Consider the following 19,320-nt stretch of genomic DNA (forward strand, 5'->3'; position numbering starts at 1 on the left):
CGTCGTTCAGCCGATTCGTCGGTCCACTAGGCAGAGTAGTAGTCAGCCCGCGGCGATGGATCGCTGGGGCGCGAACACGCTGTCCGATTGCCGACTTCTCGGCGTGTCGGCGGGGTGTCGATTGCATGCTCGGAGGGGTGAGAAAGCGCTGCTCCGTGTCGTCTGCGCCACACGGAGGAGGGATGCGAATCGGGGGTCGAGACCGGAGCCCGCGGGGCGACTCGAGAGGTCGGCACTGCACGTCCAGGCGCCCATGTCAACCCCTGCCGCGTCGGCTCCGTGCCCCTGACCTGCGCCGTTGATCCGGGCGCGTGGTAAACTGGGAAAATCGAAAGGGGCACGGGACACATGATTTTCAAGGTCGGAGACACCGTCGTTTACCCCCATCACGGAGCGGCGCTGATCGAAGCGATAGAAACCCGCACCATCAAGGGTGAACCGAAAGAGTACCTAGTTCTCAAAGTAGCTCAGGGCGATCTCACCGTTCGAGTTCCTGCAGACAACGCCGAATATGTCGGCGTTCGCGACGTAGTAGGACAAGAAGGACTGGACAAGGTGTTCCAGGTTCTTCGTGCGCCGCACACCGAAGAGCCCACCAACTGGTCCCGTCGATACAAGGCGAACCTCGAGAAGCTTGCTTCGGGCGACGTCAACAAGGTTGCCGAGGTAGTTCGCGACCTCTGGCGGCGTGAGCAGGACCGTGGATTGTCCGCAGGCGAGAAGCGCATGCTGGCCAAGGCCCGTCAGATCCTCGTCGGAGAATTGGCTCTGGCCGAGGGAACCGACCAGGCCAAGGCGGACACCATGCTGGACGAAGTACTCGCCGCAGCATCCTGATCACCAGCGACACCACGGTGACAGGATCCACCTCGGGTTCCGTCGTCGCACTCGTTCCGGCGGCGGGGCAGGGCCTGCGTCTTCAGCAGGGTCTGCCCAAAGCCTTCGTGACAGTCGGTGGCACCACACTTCTTCGACGCTCGGTCGACGGCCTGATCGCATCAGGATCCGTCGACCGAATCGTCGTGATGGTGCCGGAGGAACTCGTCGAGCACACACGTGACCTGTTCGCCGACGTCACCGTCGTTGCCGGTGCAGCAGAACGAACCGACACCGTCGCCGTCGGACTGAAAGCAGCCGAGGGCGCGGACATCGTTCTCGTCCACGACGCGGCCCGCGCACTGACCCCTGCGTCGCTGATCGCGCGCGTCGTGGCGGAAGTCCGAGCCGGCCGGGGCGCCGTCGTACCCGCACTGCCGGTAGCCGACACCATCAAGACCGTCGACCTCATGGGCGCGGTTCTGGGCACCCCCGAACGCAGCGGGTTGCGCGCGATACAGACGCCGCAGGGATTCCGCGCCGACCTTCTGCACCGCGCCTACGCGGAAGTTTCGAGCATCGCCACCGACGACGCAGGCCTGGTGGAACGTCTGGGCGAAACCGTCCACACCATCGTCGGCGACGCACTTGCCTTCAAGATCACCACTCCGCACGACCTTCTTCTTGCGGAAGCCATCGTCGGGCGGGAGAACTCATGAGAGTCGGGATCGGTACCGACGTCCACCCCATCGCGAAAGGCCGACCGTGCTGGCTGGCGGGCCTCGAATTCGCCGATGCCGACGGTCTGGACGGGCACTCCGACGGTGACGTCGCATCGCACGCGCTGTGCGATGCACTGCTGTCCGCGGCTGGACTCGGTGACCTGGGTTCGGTGTTCGGCACCGGCCGCCCGGAATGGGACGGCGTCAGCGGGGCTGCGATGCTGACCGAGGTCCGACGATTGCTGATGGAGAACGGGTTCTCCATCGGTAACGCTGCCGTACAGATCATCGGCAACAGGCCCAAGATCGGCCCGCGGCGCGCGGAGGCACAGGAAGTGTTGTCCGCGGTGCTGGGGGCGCCCGTGTCGGTATCGGCGACCACCACCGACGGTTTGGGATTGACCGGCCGCGGCGAGGGAATCGCCGCCGTCGCGACCGCACTTGTCGTGAGCGAGTAAATGCACCGGTAGGATTGCTGGTCGTGACCCTTCACCTATACGACACCGAGACGAGGGCCCTGCGGGAATTCTCCCCCTTGGTCCCTGGCCATGCTTCGGTGTACCTGTGTGGGGCAACGGTTCAGGGTGAACCGCACATCGGCCACGTTCGTAGCGGCGTCGCGTTCGACGTCCTGCGTCGCTGGCTGTCGGCGCACGACTACGACGTCGCTTTCATTCGCAACGTCACCGACATCGACGACAAGATTCTGAACAAGGCACGCGACGCGGGGCGCCCGTGGTGGGAGTGGGCCGCGACGTTCGAGCGGTCCTTCACGTGGGCGTACGACAAACTGGGTGTGCTTCCGCCGTCGGCGGAACCGCGCGCGACCGGGCACATCACGCAGATGGTGGAACTGATCGAGCGACTGATCGCATCCGGTCACGCTTACGCTGCCGACGGTGACGTCTACTTCGACGTCGTCAGCTTCCCCGACTACGGCGCGCTGTCCGGCCACAAGCTCGACGACGTCCACCAGGGCGAAAGCGTCGGCGCAGGCAAGCGGGATCCTCGCGATTTCACGCTGTGGAAGGCCGCCAAACCCGGTGAGCCGTCGTGGCCGACGCCGTGGGGCCGCGGTCGCCCCGGTTGGCACCTCGAATGCTCCGCGATGTGCGAGGCGTACCTCGGATCCGATTTCGACATCCATTGCGGCGGTCTGGATCTGGTGTTCCCACACCACGAGAACGAGCGTGCCCAGAGCAAAGCCGCCGGTGACGGCTTCAGTCGGTACTGGCTGCACAACGGGTGGGTGACGATGGGCGGCGAGAAGATGTCCAAATCGCTCGGCAACGTGCTGTCGGTACCCAACGTGCTCAAAAGTGTTCGGCCGCAAGAGCTTCGGTACTACCTCGGCAGCGCGCACTACCGCTCGATGCTCGAGTACTCGGACAACGCCTTGCAGACAGCGGCGGTCACGTACCGAGGCATCGAAGGATTCGTCAAACGGACCGTCGAACGCGCGGGCGATGTTCCACTCGGGACGTGGACCGAGGACTTCGCCGCGGCACTGAACGACGACCTCGGCGTACCCAAGGCTTTGGCCGCCGTCCATGCGACGGTCAAGGCAGGCAACAGCGCCCTCGAAAGCGGCGACCTCCTGGGCGCCGTCGAGCAGGCCTCGAAAGTGCGGGCCATGCTGTCGATTCTCGGCGTGGACCCGCTCGACGCACACTGGTCGTCGGAGGCAAGCGACAACGACGCTGTCGTCGGTGCGCTCGGTGTGCTCGTCGACGCAGAGTTGCAGCGTCGCGCGCAGGCGAAGATCGACAAGGACTGGCCGACGGCGGACGCGATACGCGACCGCCTTGCCAAGGCCGGCATAGATGTGACAGATACCCCGAGCGGGCCGGAATGGACCGTCGGGGACACGAGCAGTAACGACGAAGCAGGGCAGTGATGGCAGGCAATTCCAGTAGGCGCGGCGCAGTACGCAAGTCAGGCACCAAGAAGGGGCAGGTCGCCGGATCCGGTGGCAACCGTCGCCGGGGCCTCGAAGGGCGTGGCGCGACCCCTCCGGCCGAGGCCAGGACCAAACATCCGGCGTCGCGCAGGGCGAAGCTGGCGGACAAAGCCGCCCAGAACAGCGGCGGCAGGAACGGCGGCACTCGCCAGGGTGGTGGACGCGTCGCCAGTCGCAAGAACGACGACGGTCCCGAGGTCGTTCTCGGTCGCAACCCCGTCGTCGAATGCCTCCGCGCCGGCGTCCCCGCCACAGCACTGTGGGTGGCCGTCGGAACGGACAGCGACGAACGACTGAAGGAAAGCGTTCAGCGTGCAGCCGACGCCGGCATCTCCATCCTCGAGGTGCCGCGGTCGGACCTGGACAAGCTGAGCGCCAACGGTCTGCATCAGGGTCTGGCCCTGCAGGTGCCGCCGTACCGCTACGCACACCCCGACGACCTCATCGGCAACGCTCGCGCTCAGCAGGAGCCCGCACTGCTGGTTGCCCTCGACAACATCACCGACCCGCGAAACCTCGGTGCTGTCGTCCGGTCCGTTGCCGCGTTCGGAGGCCACGGCGTCGTCATTCCGCAGCGCCGAAGTGCAAGCGTGTCCGCCGTCGCGTGGCGCACCAGCGCCGGTGCCGCCGCTCGCCTGCCCGTCGCCCGCGCAACCAACCTGACGCGAACGCTCAAGGACTGGCAGACCAAGGGCGTCACCATTGTCGGCCTCGACGCCGAGGGTGACACCACGCTCGACAACTTCGACGCCAGTGGCCCCGTCGCCATCGTCGTCGGCTCCGAGGGCAAGGGCCTGTCCCGTCTCGTCCGCGAGACGTGCGATTCCATCCTGTCCATTCCGATGGCCGGACCGGTGGAGTCCTTGAACGCCTCCGTCGCGGCCGGAGTCGTGCTGGCCGAGATCGCACGGCAGCGCAGGCTCTGACCACACGGCTCCGAATCAGCTGGTAGGTTAGGCACACCTTAGAGAGGGTGTGTCGAATGATGTCGAAGAAGTCACGGCTGTACGCCGGTGTCGCGACGGCCGGACTGTTGCTCGGATCGGTCGCATGTTCGTCGGAGTCCGCTCCCGATACGGCGAGCGACACCAGATCCGTCGTCCACAAGCTGGGTACCACCGAGGTACCCGTGGACCCGGAGCGCATCGTCACGGTCGGGTACTCCGATCAGGACACCCTGCTCGCGTTCGGTGAGGTCCCGGTCGGCGTCACCGACTGGTACGGCGACTATCCGGACGCGACGTGGCCGTGGGCGCAGGATGCCCTCGGCGACGCCCACCCCGAGGTGTTGAACCGGGGCCAGTTCACCGGTGCGGCCAACATCGATTTCGAGGGCATAGCGAAGCTCGAACCGGACCTGATCATGGCGCAGTACATCGACGTGAGCACCGACGCGTACGCCAGGCTTTCGGAGATCGCACCTACGGTGACGGGTTCGCCCGACTATCCGGATTTCGGTATGCCGTGGCAGGAAAGCGTGCGTCTCGTCGGCGACACGCTGGGCGAGGCCGACAGAGCTGCAGAGCTCGTCCAGAGCGTCGACGCCGAACTCGGCGAGCAGCGCGAGGCCCACCCCGAATTCGAAGGAAAGACAGTAGCGGTGGTCGAATCGGGTGAGCCCGGTTCGTTCTGGGTGCGGTCACCCAACGATCAGCGGTCCCGCCTGCTCACTTCGCTCGGATTCGTCATCCCGCAGCAGATCACGGACCTTGCAGGGGATCTCGATGCATTCGAGATCAGCACGGAACAACTCGGGATGCTCGACCTCGACGTTCTGGTGTGGAACACCGGGGGCACCGAAGGCACGAGCGACCGAATCAGAGCGACACCCACGTATCAGGTGCTGAACGTGGCCAAGGACGGACGGGACGTTTTCGTCGACGACCCCATCGTCTCCGGCGCCCTCACATGGGGCAGCGTCCTGAGTCTGCCGTTCGCGATCGACGCGCTCGTCCCAGAGTTGGCGGCTGCTGCGTCGAAGTGACGCGCAGGCCGAGGCATCTATCGAGGACCGAAGCGCACCGAGTCGCCCGGCCGTAGCTGCCCCAGCCGCGATAGGTCGGCGTCGCGCACCACGCCGATCACCGGGTAACCGCCGGTGACGGGGTGGTCGGCCAGGAAGACGACGGGTTTGCCGTCCGGAGGCACCTGTAGAGCTCCGATCACCATTCCCTCGCTGGGCAGTTCAGTGGAGTCGGTGCGCACCAGTGCGGTGGCGCTTTCGAGGCGTACGCCGACACGATCGGCGTCGGCGGTGACGGTCCATTCCTGCTCGAACAGTGCCGACGGATTGTCGAACCAGTCCGCACGTGGACCCGGCACGATCCCGATCGGCCCGGATGATGTGACTTGCGGCGCCAGTTCTGTTGCGGGCCAATCGGATACGTCGTCGCCGACCGCGAGGATGGTGCCTGCCTCGAGCGGCGGGGGTCCCAGGCCGGACATCGTGTCCGTCGACCGGCTGCCCAGAACCTTCGGGACGTCGACGCCGCCGCGCACGGCCAGATAGGTTCGAAGGCCCGACGTCGGTGTGCCCAGGCTCAATTCGTCGCCGTCGTTCAGAATCAGCGTGCACTCCATGCCGTCGGCGATGCCGCCGACCGTCACCGGGCACTCCGCACCGACGACGGCGACGACCACCTGTCCACGCGCCCGAACGCGGAGGCCACCGAAGGTCGCTTCGAGGGTTGCGGCGTCGACGGTGTTTCCGACGAGTCGATTCGCGGCGTCGTGTGCAGCCCGGTCCGCGGCGCCCGACCAACCGACGCCGATCCCGGAATGCCCGGGACGACCGCGGTCCTGGACGGTGCACAGGGGGCCCGGGGTGAGAACCTCGAGGGATTTCATCGTTGTTCGAACCGAACTGTGACGCCCGGCCGGAGCAGTGCCGGTGGATCACGTTCCACGTCCCACAGCACGGCATCGGTCCGGCCGATGAGCTGCCAACCACCCGGTGAACTGCGTGGATACACTCCGGAGAATTCACCGGCGAGCCCGACGGACCCGGCGGGCACCGTCGTACGCGGTGTTGTTCTCCGTGGCACGGTCAAGCGGTCGTCCTGACCGACGAGATAGCCGAATCCCGGTGCGAAGCCGCCGAATGCGACCGTCCACGTCTGCTCGGTGTGCGCCCGGACGACCTCGGCGACCGTCAGGCCGGTGGCCTCGGCGACGTCGCTCAGGTCCTCACCGTCGTAGGTGACGGCTACGACGACGGTGTCGGTGTCGTCCTCGACTTCCTGCGCGGACGGTTCGGTGCTGCGAACCCAGGCGAGTACGGCGTCTCGATTTCCGTTGTGCCGAACCAGAACTGTCCGTGTGGCCGGGACGAGGTCGACCACCGAGTCGATCCGCGATGCCGCCAACGACCGGTAGTTCGCCATGGCGTCGGCGAGATCTGCGTATTCGACGAGCACTGCCCGGTCTCCGGCGTCGCGGACGAACATCAGACGAACGCGGTGATGTCGATGTCGTTGTCGGACAGTATGTTCTGTACGGCCACGGCCATCTCGACGGCGCCGGGAGAGTCCCCGTGGACGCACACCGATTCCGCGTCGATCCGTACGGTCGACCCGTCGATCGCTTCGATCGTGCCCTCCTGCACCAGGCGCAGAACTCGCCTCGCCACCTCGGTGGGATCGGACAGGACCGCATCGGCTTCCCGCCGGGACACCAGTTCTCCCGACGGTGTGTAGGCGCGGTCCGCGAACGCTTCGCTCACCGTACGAAGGCCGGCCTGGCTCGCTTCCTCGAGGAACACCGAGCCGGGAAGCCCCAGAACCGGAAGCGCGGGATCGTAGGTGCGGACGGCATCGACGACGGCGCGGGCCTGCTCGCGATGGCCGACGATCGCGTTGTACAGCGCACCGTGCGGCTTGACGTACGAGACAGCGGAACCCGCGGCACGAGCGAGACCGTCCAGGGCGCCGATCTGATACAGCACGTCCGCAGTCAGGTCGGCCGGTTCCATGTCGACGAAACGCCTGCCGAAGCCCGCGAGATCGCGATACCCGACCTGAGCGCCGATACGAACTGCATTGTCGACAGCAGCCCGGCACGTCGCCAGAATCGTCGTCGGATCACCCGCGTGAAACCCGCACGCGACATTCGCGCTCGTGACGAGGGTCAGCATGGCGTCGTCGTCGCCGAGCTTCCACGTGCCGAAGCTTTCGCCGAGGTCGGAATTCAAATCGATGGAAGGCATCGTCGACGATTCTATGCGGCCCGAGGTGACCGAACGGCACATTCGCTCCGAGGTGCGCGGGCGACCCCAGTGCACACAAGTCGGGTCCGCAGGGCCGGATGTGACCCCAGGAGGCGATTCGTGTGCACTCAGGACCGGTGAAACCGGATCAGACGAGCACACGCCCCGAGTTGGACTTCCTCCGCGAACCGACGGCCCGGCAGACGAGGTAGATGACGAACGAGATGGTGGTGACGAACGTCGAGACGGGAACGCCGGGAGCGAGCGACAGCAGGATTCCGCCCACCGCTGCGGTCTCGGCGAACACGATCGACAGGATCGTCGCCTTCAGCGGGCTCGCGGTGACGCGGGCAGCGGCGGCGGCGGGCGTGATCAGCAGCGACAGCACCAGGAGTGCTCCGACGATCTGGACGCCCAGAGCACAGGCAACACCGACGAGCACCGCGAACACGACCGACAGTGCGCGCACCGGGACGCCACGGGCCAGGGCGACCTCCGGGTCGGTGCTGGCGAACAGCAACGGGCGATAGACGACGGCCAACACGATCAGCACGACGACGGCGCAGATCAGCAGCAACTGCAGGCCGCTCTGCCCGACGCCGACGATCTGGCCGATGAGGAGCGAGAAGCTCGTTCCGGTTCGTCCTGGGTAGAGCCAGATGAAGAGGACCGACAATCCGAGACCGAAGGACATGATGACGCCGATGACGGAGTCGCGGTCGCGTGCCTTGGATCCCAGTAGCGCGAACATCACGGCGGCGACGACGGATCCCACGATGGCACCGAGCCCGACGGTGATGCCCACCAGCAGTGCCGCCGATGCGCCCGTCAAGGACAGTTCGCTCGAGCCGTGGACGGCGAACGCCCATTGCCTGCTGACGATGAGTGGTCCCAGTGCTCCGGCGAGGAGTCCGAGGATCGCGGCGGCGATGAGCGCTTGCTGGACGAAGTCGTATCCGAGCAGGTTGGCGGTGGAACTGAAATCGAGCATCTTGGAGAAGGCGTCGACGACTTTCTCGTTCATGAGACGTCCTCGGTCGGGGGGTGGTGCGCACCTGCGGTGCCGAGTGCGTCGATGGAGTCGCCGGTTCCGACGACGACGAGGCGTCCGCGGACTCGGAGGACCTCGACCTCGGTCCCGTAGAGCTCGGAGAGAACTTCGGTGGTCATGACCGTCGACGGCGATCCGATGCGGAACTTGCCGTCGACGATGTAGACGATTCGATCGACGAGGGGGAGGATCGGGTTGATCTCGTGGGTGACGAACAGGACGGCGGTGTCGTGCTCGCGGCGTCGGCGATCGATCAGTTCGGACACGAGGCGTTGGTTGGCGAGGTCGAGGCTGAGCAGTGGCTCGTCGCACAGCAGCACCGACGGATCGCCGACGAGTGCCTGCGCGATGCGGAGCCGTTGCTGCTCGCCACCGGACATCGTTCCGACGGGTGCTCCGGCGAACGCGTTCGCGTCGACCTGGTCGATGGCGGCCTGGACGATGCGCTTGCGCTCACGCATTCCGCGGAAGCCGAGGCCCCACCGGTGCCCGTCCCATCCGAGGCCGACGAGGTCGCGTCCGCGGAGCGGCAGGCCGTCGTCGATGCTGCGTTGCTGGGGGACGTATCCGACGCCGGACTGGCCCCGCCGGACGGGTGAGCCGCCGATGGTCGCCGTGCCCGACGTCAGCTGGTTCTGGCCAAGCAACACCTTGAGCAGGGAGGTTTTCCCCGACCCGTTGGGGCCGAGGATCGCCACGAATTCTCCTGGCTCGACCTCGAGGTCGAGGTTCTGCCACAACGTGCGGTCACCGAACGACAGCCCGGCGTCGCGCAGTTCTACAGCAGACATGGGTTACAGCTTTCCAGCACCTGGGTGGTCAGGCCCACTCAGGATGCACTGAGTGCGGCTTGCAGATCCTCGGCAGCCTTGGTCTGCCACTGGATGTACGTCTGGCCTTCCGGCAAGGTCTCGGTGACCTCGACGACAGGAATGTTCGCGGCCTCGGCCGTGGAACGGATGTCCTGGGTGACTGCGTCCTGGGTCTGGATGTTGTAGATCAGAACGTCGACGCTGTTCGAGGTGAAGAGGTCGCGTGTCGCGGCGATGGACGCGGGGGACGGGTCGTTGCCCTCCTCGATGGCGTCCTTGAAGTCCTCCGGTGTGCGATCGTCGAGGCTCGACTCCTCGATCAGGTAGTGCGCGATCGGTTCGGTCTGTGCGACAGGTGCATTGGGGTGATCGGCCGCGATCTTCGCGGTCACGTCGGTGATGGCGTGGACCTGCTCGTGGAACGACTCGGCGTTCGCGGTGTACTGCGCCGCGTTGTCCGGATCCAGCTGTCCGAGCTTCTCGGCGATGGATTCTGCTGTGGCAGCGGCAACTTCGGCGTTGTACCAGACGTGCTCGTTGACCTCGCCGTGGCTGTGGCCGTGCTCGTCCTCGGTGGCAGCCTCTCCGGCGGCGGGCTCGTCCTCGTGGGTGCCCTCGCCTTCGTGACCGTGTTCTTCTCCGAGGAGGTCGAAGGCGTTGACGCTCGGGACGTTCTTGCCCTCGGAGGACAGGATGTCGTCGATGAATTCGTCGTATCCGCCGCCGTTGTAGACGACCAGGGAGGCCTCGGCGACCTTGGCTGCGTCACCGGGGGACGCCTCGTAGGAGTGGGGATCGGCCGATGGGTCCGCGATGATGGAGTCGACGGTGGCGAGGTCGCCTGCGACGGCTTCGGCGACGCTGCCCCACACGTTGGTCGACGCCACGATGGTGACGGGGCCGTCGACGGCGGTCGCGGGGGCGGAGTCGGTGGAGGCGGTGGACTGCGTGTCGGAGCTGCAGGCGCTGAGCGCGAGGGCCGCTGCACAGGACAGGCCGACGAGGGTGGTGGCGGTGCGACGCATGGGGGCACTCCTTCGGAGTGAAGAATCAGATGCAATTGGAAACGGTTACCGTTGTATTCTAGCTTCGCGCACGTCAGCGATCGAATCGGGCAAACACGGCCCGATTTTCGCTGCGACCCGGTATGCGACTAACGTCCGAGTATGTCCAGGTCGAGGGAGCCGCGTCGCCCGGCCACATTGGCGTCCATCGCCGCCGAACTGAAGGTGTCACGCACCACGGTGTCGAACGCCTACAACCGCCCCGATCAACTGTCACCTGAGCTGCGGGAACGCGTGCTGATGGCAGCCAAACGTCGCGGATACGCCGGGCCCGATCCCGTGGCACGGTCGCTGCGTACCCGGAAAGCCGGGGCTGTCGGTCTGGTTCTTACCGAGGCGCTGAGCTACTCGTTCCGCGACCCGGCCGCCATGGCGTTCCTCGCCGGCCTCGCGGAATCGTGCGAAGCCGCCGGGCAAGGCCTGCTGCTGATTCCCGCAGGCCCGGACCGAGACGACACCGCCGCCGCGGCTGTCGTCCAACAGGCAGGGGTCGACGCCTTCGTCGTCTACTCCGTCGCCGACGACGACCCCTATCTCCTGGCCGTCCGCGAACGGCACCTGCCCATCGTCATCTGCGACCAACCACGAGGCGTCCCCGAAGCCGCACTGGTCGCCATCGACGACCGCGCCGCGATGAAACTCATCGCCGACCAGGTCATCGCCCTCGGGCACAAGCACATCGCGGTGCTGTGCATGCGCCTCGGACGGGACCGACGCGACGGCGTCGTACCCCCGGTGCGGCTGGCCAACAGTCACTTCCACGTCCAGCGTGAGCGTATCGCCGGAGTCCAGGACGCGATGCGGGAAGCCGGACTCGACCCGGACGCTCTGACCGTCGTCGAACGTTTCGAGCACACACGACGGTCCGGCCACTCGGCGGCAGCCCAAGCGCTGCAAGCGAATCGAGACACCACCGCGCTGCTGTGCACCACCGACGTCCTTGCACTGGGAGCGCTGAACTTCGCGAAGGTCACCGGCATCGACGTCCCCGGCGAACTCACCGTCACCGGATTCGACGGCGTCGAGGACGCCATCCGAGAGAACGTGACGACGGTTCGTCAGGACGCCGAGGAGAAGGGTCGACGCGCAGGCACATTGCTGACGTCGACCGCGCGCTCCGGCGTCGTGACCGCCGAATTCCTGCCGACCGAATTGGTCAAGGGACGTACTGCGGGTGCTCCCCCCACCGCGTGAGCGGCGGGGGTGTTCAGCTGAGCAACGCCGCGCACCTGAGCAGTCCGAGGTGGCTGTAGGCCTGCGGGTGGTTACCCAGTGACCGCTCCGCGACCGGATCGTATTCCTCGCTGAGCAGTCCGGTGGGTCCTGCCGCGCTGACCAGCTGCGCGAACAGGGCTTCCGCTTCGGCGCGCTGCCCGACGAGCAGGTAAGCCTCGACGAGCCAGGCTGCACAGAGGTGGAACCCGCCTTCGCCGCCGGGCAAACCGTCGTCGTGGTGGTACCGGTAGACGGTCGATCCACTGCGCAGTTCGGCTTCGGTAGCGGTGACGGTTGCGGCGAACCGCGGGTCCGAGGGATCGATCAGGCCGGAAAGGCCGATGTGCAGCGTGGCGGCGTCGAGGTCCGTGCCGTCGTACGCCGCGGTGTAGGACTGGACCTCGTCGTTCCACCCCTGCTCGAGAACCTCGGCGCGAATCGTCGAACGCAGTGTCTCCCAAGTTGGTTCGGCAGTGCGGCCGAAGCTCGCGGCGAGGGTCAGCGCCCGGTCCACCGTCAACCAGCCCATGACTTTCGAGTAGACGTGGTGGCGAGGATTGCCGCGGATCTCCCAGATACCGTGATCGGGTTCGGTCCACCGCCGCATCACGGCCTCCACCATGGACCGGACCAGCGACCAATCGTCCTCGGACAGGGCCTCTTTTCCTTCCAGCCCTGTCGCCTGACGCGCGTGCGCGAGCGACGAGATGAGGTCGACGATCGGCCCGAAGACGTCGAGCTGAACCTGCTGGTTCGCGGCGTTTCCGACGCGCACCGGCCGCGAGCCGGCGTACCCGGGTAGTTCGTCGATGACGGCTTCCGGTGGGAGTCCCAGACCCCAGATGGTGTACAGCGGATGCAGACGTTCCGGTCCCGGAACCGATTGCAGCACACCGTGAATCCAAGACAGGTAGCTTTCCGCCTCGGCGGTGGAACCGACGTTGACCAGCGCCGAGGCGGTGAGGGCGGCGTCGCGTAGCCAGCAGTAGCGGTAGTCCCAGTTCCTGACGCCGCCGATTTCCTCGGGCAGTGACGTGGTGGCGGCCGCCATGATGGAACCCGACTCCGCGTGAACGAGGCCGCGCAGTGTCAGGGCGGATCGCTTCATCAGATCTCGTTTGAGCGGCGGAAGAGCCAGTCCGTCGACCCACTCCTTCCAGTACGCCTCGGCCTGCCGACGTCGCTCGACCTCGGGTACTTCCGACGGTCCGAGATCCTCTGTTCCCAAACGCAATTCGAGAACGACCGGGCCGCTCGACGGATCCACCTCGGCATGAGCGGTTTGCTGGGTGCCGTCGGACACGACGTTCCACCGCACTCCGGGGCTTCGCAAGACCATCGGGTCGGCCGTGCCGTGAATGCGGAGGCCGTCGGCTTCGGGTTCGAGTTGCACTCGGACCTTGCCGAACTCGGGGCGAGGCGCAAACGTCACGACCGCCGCGGCTTTTCCGGTGATCACGCGTGTCACACACGTCTGACCGGTGGGCACGTCGTGCGGAAGGTAGTCGGTGACCTGGAGGCTCGACCACTTGGTCTGCACGGTCATCGTGCCGTCGACGTACTGCTGGCTCAGCGGTAGAGCCGTACGCGTCGGGCCGACGCTGAAATGGCCCGCTTCGTCGCCGCCGAGAAGGTGCGCGAAGACGGCAGCGGCATCGGGCTCCGGATGGCACAGCCAGGTGAGGTCCGCGTCGGGAGTCACCAGGGCGACGGCGTTGGGGCTGGCCAGCATCGTCAGCCGTTCGATACGAGGCGCGTCGGCTCCCGAGAGCCACTGGCGTCGTTCCTCGAGCAAGAACGCCAAGGCCAGCGCAACCTGCTGCGTGGAGTCGATCCGGAACTCGGCCGAACTGTCGCCTGCACCGACCTTGACGCCGATGTCCGGACCGTGGAGGCGAGCGAAGGCCTTCTCGTCGGTGACGTCGTCGCCGAAGAAGACCGCTGCGGTCGCGCCTTCCTGGTGCCGGAGGATGTCCAGGGCGACGCCCTTGTCGGTGACGATGACAGCGAGTTCGATCACCGACTTGCCTTCGGTGACCTGCACTCCGTCACGGCGGGCGACGCCCTCGCGCACGGCGTTCAACGCCCGTTCCGCGTCGACGGGCTCGGCGTTGCGTACGTGCAGCGCAGCGCTCGCCGGCTTGACCTCCACTCCGACGCCGGGGAATCGGCCGGCGATCGACTCCATCTCGGCGGAGATGTCACCGAGCAGCTTCTTGGCCTTGTCGTCGATCGCGTGGATGAAACCGATGTCGAACTCACTGCCGTGGCTTCCGACGAGCTGAACTTCGGCGGGCAACCGGGACAGTGTCGCCAGGTCACGTAGTGCGCGGCCGGAGATGACCGCCGCGGTGGTACCGGCGAGCGTCGCGAGCCCGCGCATGGCGCTGACGGCCTCCGCGTGGGGAAACGCCTTCAGCGGATCGGACACGATGGGAGCCATCGTGCCGTCGTAGTCCGAGGTGACGAGGAGGCGAGGGGTCCGGGCGACGCCGATGAGAGCGCGTCGGAGTTCCAGTGGCAGTTCCAGAGCAGTCACTCGAATGAATCTATGCGATAGCCGCGGAACCGGCTCACCGGTCCCCTCACGTCACATCGACGCTTCGGCGTTTCCGAGGAGCAGGTCGACGGTCAATTCCAGCCTCATCGCAACATCGTTCGCCGACGATCGTCGCGTCAACCACGCCACCAGATTGGACAACCAGACGTCGCTGACGACACGAGCGATGTTGAGCTGCAACTGTGTCGGCTCACCGTCGCTCATCGCCTCGGCGAACATTCGGTCCATCAATCGACCCACATGATCGACCTCGGCGGCCGCGGAGGCGTCGGCCGACATGAATGCTCGGGTCATCGCTTCGGTGAGCAACGGATCACGCTGCATCGCACGTGTGATCTGACTCAGGACCAGATGCATGCGTTCCCGCGGCGTCCGGCCGGACGGGAACGTGCGTTTCGCGGCGATCTTCTCGAACTCGCGGGCAAGCGCGGACACGAGCAGGTGCACTTTCGACGGGAAATAGCGGTACAACGTTCCGACAGCCACGTCGGCACGTTCGGCGACCGCACGCATCTGCACCGCGTCGTACCCGCCCTTCGATGCCAGCGCGAGAGTCGAGTCCAGGATTCGTCGGCGACGTTCACGCTGCGCCTCGGAACCGAGGACCTCGTCCACCAGGGCGCCCGCGGATCGCGGTGACTCGTCACGGCCCTGGCCGGTGCGTCGAGCAGTGGGCATCGTGTCACTCACCCCGTGCCGTCGCGGACATCGCGGCGGCGGACTCGGTGACGATCTCGAGCATGGCCTGCTCCGCGGCGGCTGCGTCCCCGGCCTGGATCGACGACGCGACGACGCCGTGGAGACGAATCGCTTCCGGGTCGGCCTGGTGCGGCATCAACGCGTGCCGTGTCCGACCGGCGAGTACCTCGACGACGATCTCCGACATCGAGCGCAACATCGGATTGCCCGACGCCGCGAGCAACGTGCGGTGAAAATCGGAGTCGTGAGCGAGATAGGCGTCGGAATTCGCGGCGCGAGAGGTGGCCGACATGCCGATCACCGCCGCGGTCAACTGGCCGCACTGCTGCGGGGTCGCACGATCAGCGGCCAGGCGAGCAGCCAAAGGCTCTATGCCGGAACGAAGTTCACTGAGAACGATCAGCTGCTTCGCGCGATCGGGGCCTGCCAGTTGCCACCGGATCACCAGCGGATCGAGCGCGTTCCACGCCGTCGACTCCTGCACGGTGATGCCTACCTTGCGTCTGACGGTCAGGAGCCCGAGCGACTCGAGCACGCGGACGACCTCGCGCACCACGGTCCGCGAGACCTCGAAGCGGGCAGCCACGTCGTCGGCGGAAATCCGGGTACCCGGGACGATCGTTCCGTCGACGATGTCGCGTCCCAGTTTCTCCAGGACGGTGACGTGCAACTGCAAGGATTCGGCTACCACTTCTCGATCGTGCCACGTGTGCGCCGGGTTCTCTTCCCGCTACTGTGACGGGCGGGAGGGATGTCCAATGACTGCAGACAGAGTCGACGTGCGTTTTCCGTCCGGGGGTATCGAGTGCGCCGCCTGGTTCTACCAGGGGGCTGCCGGTGCACCGGTGGTGGTCATGGGGCACGGCCTCGGCGGCGTCAAGGAGATGAGACTCGACGCCTTCGCGGAGAAGTTCGCGGCCCAGGGATATTCGTGCCTGGTGTTCGACTACCGGCACTTCGGCGGCAGCGACGGCGAGCCGCGTCAGCTGCTCGACATCGACGAGCAGTTGGAAGACTGGGCAGCCGCCATCGCGTTCGCCCGCACCCGGGCCGAGAAGATCGTGCTCTGGGGCACGTCGTTCGGCGGCGGGCACGTGATCGTCGCGGCGGCGCGGGACGGTCACGTCGATGCGGTGATCTCCCAGTGCCCCTTCACCGACGGCATTGCATCGGCGCTTGCGACGAATCCACTGGTCGCGGTGCGTGTTACTGCTCGCGCTCTGCGCGACAAGCTCGGTTCTGCGCTCGGCCGAGCACCCCGAACGATCCCGCTCGCCGGCAAGCCGGGCGCGACGGCGCTGATGTCGTCCGAGGATGCGCTCGACGGTTACCTGGCGCTCCTTCCCAGCGGGGCGTCGTTCCGCAACGAGGTTCTCGCCAGGGTCGGGCTGGACATCCCACTGCGACGACCGGGGCGTCATGCGTCGAACGTCACGTGTCCGATCCTGTTCACGGTGTGCGAGACGGACACCGTCGCCCCGGCGAAAGCAACTCTCCGGCACGCTGCACGCGCGCCGCGCGGCGAGGTCATGAGCTATCCCGACGGGCACTTCGCCATCTACGTCGGCGACGCCTTCGAGCGCGTCGTCGCGGATCAGATCGCGTTCCTGCAGCGAGTGGTGCCTGTCTAGCTATTTGTAGTACAAATCGGCCGAGGTCTTGTCATTCGTCGTACTTTTGGGCATAGTGAGCCGAGTCACCTCCCGGGGGAGGTGCCGACCACCTCACCGAAAAGGTAAATGCCCATGCTCACGACACTTGCTCAGGCCGCCGACGGCGCCACCGCGTCGGACGCTCGACTCATCCTGTCCGCGATCGTCGGCGTCGCGGTCATCATCGGTCTCATCACCTGGCTCAAACTCCACCCGTTCGTCTCCCTGACCATCGGAGCCGTCGGAGTCGGAATCGCCGCCGAACTCGGTGCAGCCGATTCGGTCGCAGCGTTCGTCGAGGGCTTCGGATCGACGATGGGCAGCGTCGGCATCCTCATCGGCTTCGGCGCGATGTTCGGAAAACTGCTCGCCGATTCCGGCGGAGCGGACCGCGTGGTCGACACACTCGTCGGGAAATCCTCGCCCGCGCTCCTTCCGTGGACGATGGCGCTCGTCGGCGCCGTGATCGGGCTTCCTATGTTCTTCGAGATCGGCCTCGTCCTGCTGATGCCGGTGATCATCCTGGTGGCCCGGCGGTCCGGTCAGCCTCTGATTCGAATCGCCATCCCGACGCTGGCTGGACTGTCCGCGATGCACGGTCTCGTGCCGCCGCACCCGGGCCCGCTCGTCGCCGTCTCCGCTCTGGACGCCAACCTCGGACTCACGCTCGGTCTCGGAGTGATCGTCGCGATCCCGACGGTAGTCGTCGCCGGACCGCTGTTCGGCAAGCTCGCGTCCAAGTGGGTCGACGTGCCGGTTCCCGCCCTGTTCGAAACATCCGAGAACGAGGAATCGCGCCGACGCCCGACATTCGCGGCGACCCTTGCTGCGATCCTGCTGCCCGTGGTCCTCATGCTCGGCAAGGCTGCGGCCGATGTCATTGCCGCAGAATCGAGTTCACCACTGAAGGGTCTGCTCGACTTCCTCGGCACACCCGTGGTCGCGCTGGGTATCGCCGTCCTCGCGGGAATCTTCCTCCTCGGCCGCGGAGGTGGAATGGACCGGCCCGCGATCGCGAAATCCCTCGAGAGCTCACTGCCCCCGATCGCCGGAATCCTCCTGATCGTCGGCGCCGGAGGCGGTTTCAAGCAAGTACTCATCGACACCGGAATCGCCGACGTCATCGCCGACGCCATCAAATCCAGCAGCCTCCCCGTTCTCTTCCTCGCCTGGTTGGTTGCGGTACTGATTCGCGTCGCGACCGGTTCGGCAACCGTGGCCACGGTGACCGCGTCGGGAATCCTGGCTCCTGTTGCAGCAGAACTGTCCTCGACCCACGTCTCCCTGATGGTCCTGGCCATCGGCGCAGGCTCACTCTTCCTGTCGCACGTCAACGACGCCGGATTCTGGTTGGTCAAGGAATATCTGGGTACCTCCGTCGTGCAGAATCTGAAGACATGGAGCGTGATGGAGTGCGTGATCTCGGTGACAGGCCTGGCCGGTGTCCTGGCGTTGAGTGTGGTGATCTGACATGACAACGCACCCGGTACTGGTGATCATGGGCGTATCCGGATCCGGAAAATCTACCGTCGCAGGCATTCTCGCCGGAGCACTCAAATGGGACCTGCAGGAGGGCGACGACCTGCACCCCGACGCCAACGTCGCGAAAATGGCCTCGGGCCACCCACTCACCGACGAAGACCGATGGCCGTGGCTCGAGACCATCGCGGACTGGATCCGAGCGCACGCAGAAGCAGGTGAGCCAGGAATCGTCACGTGCTCGGCACTCAAACGCAGCTACCGCGACATCCTCCGCCGAGGCTCGGAGGGCAACGTCGTCTTCGTCCACCTCGCAGGCTCCCGCGAACGCATCAGCGGCAGACTCAACGCCCGCATGAACCACTTCATGCCCAGTGGCCTCCTCGACACCCAGATGTCCACCCTCGAACCCATCGACCCCGACGAACCCGCCATCGTCATCGACGTCGGCCCACCACCCGCCGACATCGCCGCCTCGATCATCGCCGAACTCGAGACCTATCTTCGGACCGAATGAACCGTTCGGTCACTCCAAGTGACCGAACGGCACATTCGCTCACTTCAAGTGACCGAACGTCACGTTCGGTTCGGCGGAGGGCGAGGTATGAAGCAGCGGTGCTGGTTTTTAAGCATACGAATGAACGACTTTCTTGCCAAAAATATGGTGAATGCGAGAAAGTGAACTAGTTCACGACTACATCATCCGCGCGGACAGGTCACGAGCCTTGTCGCACGAGCGTCCGAAGAGGAGACACCGATGGTGAGAGGTGCGCCGTCCAGGCCGGTGGAGTTGCCGGTACCGACCGCAGATGTGTGGGAGTGGCAGTTGCACGGTCGGTGTCGTGGGTACGACTCGTCGGTGTTCTACCACCCGGAGGGGGAGCGTGGACGCGCTCGCGCGCAACGCGAGCGCAAGGCGAAGGACATCTGCTCGACGTGTCCGGTGCTCCTCCGATGCCGCACGCACGCGCTGTCGGTGAACGAACCGTACGGAGTGTGGGGCGGAATGTCCGCGCACGATCGCGCCGACTACTACCGCGCCGAAGCTCGCTTCGCCTAGCGGGTCGTTCCTGCAGGCTCCACTCC

At 66.1% G+C, this 19,320-nt stretch carries 20 protein-coding genes; 11 read left to right on the top strand and 9 right to left on the bottom strand.

The annotated features are described in order from the left end of the window. Positions 1-348 precede the first annotated feature (348 nt). The 6 genes from carD to CH289_RS12510 are packed head-to-tail and all read left to right on the top strand — an operon-like array spanning position 349 to position 5,482. Positions 349-837 carry an RNA polymerase-binding transcription factor CarD gene (carD, locus tag CH289_RS12485; RefSeq protein ID WP_019663083.1) on the top strand — a complete coding sequence of 163 codons (489 nt, stop codon included), beginning with the start codon at positions 349-351 and terminating at the stop codon, positions 835-837. Positions 838-854: 17 nt separating this feature from the next. After that, positions 855-1,535 (top strand): 2-C-methyl-D-erythritol 4-phosphate cytidylyltransferase, encoded by a 681-nt coding sequence (gene ispD, locus CH289_RS12490; protein ID WP_019663084.1) that lies wholly within the window; start codon positions 855-857, stop codon positions 1,533-1,535. Further along, the gene (gene ispF, locus CH289_RS12495; protein WP_094727992.1) at positions 1,532-1,996 is read left to right on the top strand and encodes a 2-C-methyl-D-erythritol 2,4-cyclodiphosphate synthase; all 465 of its coding nucleotides are present in this window, start codon (positions 1,532-1,534) and stop codon (positions 1,994-1,996) included. Before ispD ends, ispF begins: the two co-directional genes overlap by 4 nt. A gap of 23 nt (positions 1,997-2,019) precedes the next feature. Further along, positions 2,020-3,435, top strand: coding sequence for a cysteine--tRNA ligase (gene cysS, locus CH289_RS12500; RefSeq protein WP_026347424.1), 1,416 nt, complete (start codon positions 2,020-2,022; stop codon positions 3,433-3,435). Next, positions 3,435-4,424, top strand: a complete 990-nt coding sequence (rlmB, locus tag CH289_RS12505; protein WP_094727993.1) for a 23S rRNA (guanosine(2251)-2'-O)-methyltransferase RlmB — start codon at positions 3,435-3,437, stop codon at positions 4,422-4,424. The genes cysS and rlmB overlap by 1 nt, the downstream gene beginning before the upstream one ends. Positions 4,425-4,480: 56 nt before the next feature. Next, positions 4,481-5,482, top strand: coding sequence for an iron-siderophore ABC transporter substrate-binding protein (locus CH289_RS12510; RefSeq protein ID WP_026347425.1), 1,002 nt, complete (start codon positions 4,481-4,483; stop codon positions 5,480-5,482). A 17-nt stretch (positions 5,483-5,499) separates the two neighbouring features. Here CH289_RS12510 and CH289_RS12515 read toward each other — a convergent pair whose 3' ends face one another. The 6 genes from CH289_RS12515 to CH289_RS12540 form a co-directional block, all read right to left on the bottom strand. Beyond that, positions 5,500-6,345 (bottom strand): 5-oxoprolinase subunit C family protein, encoded by an 846-nt coding sequence (locus tag CH289_RS12515; protein WP_019663089.1) that lies wholly within the window; start codon positions 6,343-6,345, stop codon positions 5,500-5,502. After that, positions 6,342-6,944 (bottom strand): 5-oxoprolinase subunit B family protein, encoded by a 603-nt coding sequence (locus CH289_RS12520; RefSeq protein ID WP_019663090.1) that lies wholly within the window; start codon positions 6,942-6,944, stop codon positions 6,342-6,344. The genes CH289_RS12515 and CH289_RS12520 overlap by 4 nt, the downstream gene beginning before the upstream one ends. Then, the gene (locus tag CH289_RS12525) at positions 6,944-7,702 is read right to left on the bottom strand and encodes a LamB/YcsF family protein (RefSeq protein ID WP_019663091.1); all 759 of its coding nucleotides are present in this window, start codon (positions 7,700-7,702) and stop codon (positions 6,944-6,946) included. The genes CH289_RS12520 and CH289_RS12525 overlap by 1 nt, the downstream gene beginning before the upstream one ends. Positions 7,703-7,850: 148 nt before the next feature. Continuing rightward, a complete protein-coding gene (locus CH289_RS12530) occupies positions 7,851-8,726 on the bottom strand; it encodes a metal ABC transporter permease (protein ID WP_020110905.1) in 876 nt (291 codons plus the stop codon). Beyond that, on the bottom strand, positions 8,723-9,544 hold the full coding sequence (locus CH289_RS12535; RefSeq protein ID WP_019663093.1) for a metal ABC transporter ATP-binding protein: 822 nt from the start codon (positions 9,542-9,544) through the stop codon (positions 8,723-8,725). The genes CH289_RS12530 and CH289_RS12535 overlap by 4 nt, the downstream gene beginning before the upstream one ends. 38 nt (positions 9,545-9,582) lie before the next feature. Then, positions 9,583-10,590, bottom strand: coding sequence for a metal ABC transporter solute-binding protein, Zn/Mn family (locus tag CH289_RS12540; RefSeq protein WP_019663094.1), 1,008 nt, complete (start codon positions 10,588-10,590; stop codon positions 9,583-9,585). A 141-nt stretch (positions 10,591-10,731) separates the two neighbouring features. Here CH289_RS12540 and CH289_RS12545 point away from each other — a divergent pair, with 141 nt between their 5' ends. After that, on the top strand, positions 10,732-11,823 hold the full coding sequence (locus CH289_RS12545) for a LacI family DNA-binding transcriptional regulator (RefSeq protein ID WP_026347426.1): 1,092 nt from the start codon (positions 10,732-10,734) through the stop codon (positions 11,821-11,823). Between the two features lie 13 nt (positions 11,824-11,836). On the opposite strand, the gene otsB is transcribed toward CH289_RS12545, so the two are convergent. Genes otsB through CH289_RS12560 form a run of 3 tightly spaced genes read right to left on the bottom strand, consistent with a single transcriptional unit; the run spans position 11,837 to position 15,794 of the window. Further along, complete coding sequence (gene otsB / locus CH289_RS12550) at positions 11,837-14,383, bottom strand: trehalose-phosphatase (protein ID WP_019663096.1); 2,547 nt, start codon at positions 14,381-14,383, stop codon at positions 11,837-11,839. A 51-nt stretch (positions 14,384-14,434) separates the two neighbouring features. Beyond that, complete coding sequence (kstR, locus tag CH289_RS12555) at positions 14,435-15,082, bottom strand: cholesterol catabolism transcriptional regulator KstR (RefSeq protein WP_026347427.1); 648 nt, start codon at positions 15,080-15,082, stop codon at positions 14,435-14,437. A gap of 4 nt (positions 15,083-15,086) precedes the next feature. Beyond that, on the bottom strand, positions 15,087-15,794 hold the full coding sequence (locus CH289_RS12560; RefSeq protein ID WP_019663098.1) for a FadR/GntR family transcriptional regulator: 708 nt from the start codon (positions 15,792-15,794) through the stop codon (positions 15,087-15,089). Between the two features lie 67 nt (positions 15,795-15,861). On the opposite strand from CH289_RS12560, the gene CH289_RS12565 reads away from it, so the two are divergent. The 4 genes from CH289_RS12565 to CH289_RS12580 all read left to right on the top strand — a co-directional run bounded on the left by CH289_RS12565 (position 15,862) and on the right by CH289_RS12580 (position 19,294). After that, positions 15,862-16,734 carry an alpha/beta hydrolase gene (locus tag CH289_RS12565; protein WP_094627802.1) on the top strand — a complete coding sequence of 291 codons (873 nt, stop codon included), beginning with the start codon at positions 15,862-15,864 and terminating at the stop codon, positions 16,732-16,734. A 114-nt stretch (positions 16,735-16,848) separates the two neighbouring features. After that, positions 16,849-18,225 carry a GntP family permease gene (locus CH289_RS12570; RefSeq protein WP_019663100.1) on the top strand — a complete coding sequence of 459 codons (1,377 nt, stop codon included), beginning with the start codon at positions 16,849-16,851 and terminating at the stop codon, positions 18,223-18,225. Between the two features lies 1 nt (position 18,226). Next, positions 18,227-18,751 carry a gluconokinase gene (locus CH289_RS12575; RefSeq protein ID WP_019663101.1) on the top strand — a complete coding sequence of 175 codons (525 nt, stop codon included), beginning with the start codon at positions 18,227-18,229 and terminating at the stop codon, positions 18,749-18,751. Positions 18,752-18,991: 240 nt separating this feature from the next. Next, positions 18,992-19,294: a WhiB family transcriptional regulator gene (locus tag CH289_RS12580; RefSeq protein ID WP_033190153.1), complete on the top strand. Its 303-nt coding sequence runs from the start codon at positions 18,992-18,994 to the stop codon at positions 19,292-19,294. Positions 19,295-19,320: the final 26 nt, after the last annotated feature.

Source organism: Rhodococcus sp. RS1C4, from assembly GCF_002258225.1.
Taxonomy (GTDB): Bacteria; Actinomycetota; Actinomycetes; order Mycobacteriales; family Mycobacteriaceae; genus Rhodococcoides; species Rhodococcoides fascians_E.

Bases quoted from the DNA above. Each gene is read 5' to 3' on its own strand.
- carD (WP_019663083.1), top strand. From the start codon at position 349: ATGATTTTCAAGGTCGGAGACACCGTCGTTTACCCCCATCACGGAGCG.
- ispF (WP_094727992.1), top strand. From the start codon at position 1,532: ATGAGAGTCGGGATCGGTACCGACGTCCACCCCATCGCGAAAGGCCGA.
- rlmB (WP_094727993.1), top strand. From the start codon at position 3,435: ATGGCAGGCAATTCCAGTAGGCGCGGCGCAGTACGCAAGTCAGGCACC.
- CH289_RS12510 (WP_026347425.1), top strand. From the start codon at position 4,481: ATGATGTCGAAGAAGTCACGGCTGTACGCCGGTGTCGCGACGGCCGGA.
- CH289_RS12515 (WP_019663089.1), bottom strand. From the start codon at position 6,345: ATGAAATCCCTCGAGGTTCTCACCCCGGGCCCCCTGTGCACCGTCCAG.
- CH289_RS12520 (WP_019663090.1), bottom strand. From the start codon at position 6,944: ATGTTCGTCCGCGACGCCGGAGACCGGGCAGTGCTCGTCGAATACGCA.
- CH289_RS12525 (WP_019663091.1), bottom strand. From the start codon at position 7,702: ATGCCTTCCATCGATTTGAATTCCGACCTCGGCGAAAGCTTCGGCACG.
- CH289_RS12530 (WP_020110905.1), bottom strand. From the start codon at position 8,726: ATGAACGAGAAAGTCGTCGACGCCTTCTCCAAGATGCTCGATTTCAGT.
- CH289_RS12535 (WP_019663093.1), bottom strand. From the start codon at position 9,544: ATGTCTGCTGTAGAACTGCGCGACGCCGGGCTGTCGTTCGGTGACCGC.
- CH289_RS12540 (WP_019663094.1), bottom strand. From the start codon at position 10,590: ATGCGTCGCACCGCCACCACCCTCGTCGGCCTGTCCTGTGCAGCGGCC.
- CH289_RS12545 (WP_026347426.1), top strand. From the start codon at position 10,732: ATGTCCAGGTCGAGGGAGCCGCGTCGCCCGGCCACATTGGCGTCCATC.
- kstR (WP_026347427.1), bottom strand. From the start codon at position 15,082: ATGCCCACTGCTCGACGCACCGGCCAGGGCCGTGACGAGTCACCGCGA.
- CH289_RS12565 (WP_094627802.1), top strand. From the start codon at position 15,862: ATGACTGCAGACAGAGTCGACGTGCGTTTTCCGTCCGGGGGTATCGAG.
- CH289_RS12570 (WP_019663100.1), top strand. From the start codon at position 16,849: ATGCTCACGACACTTGCTCAGGCCGCCGACGGCGCCACCGCGTCGGAC.
- CH289_RS12575 (WP_019663101.1), top strand. From the start codon at position 18,227: ATGACAACGCACCCGGTACTGGTGATCATGGGCGTATCCGGATCCGGA.
- CH289_RS12580 (WP_033190153.1), top strand. From the start codon at position 18,992: ATGGTGAGAGGTGCGCCGTCCAGGCCGGTGGAGTTGCCGGTACCGACC.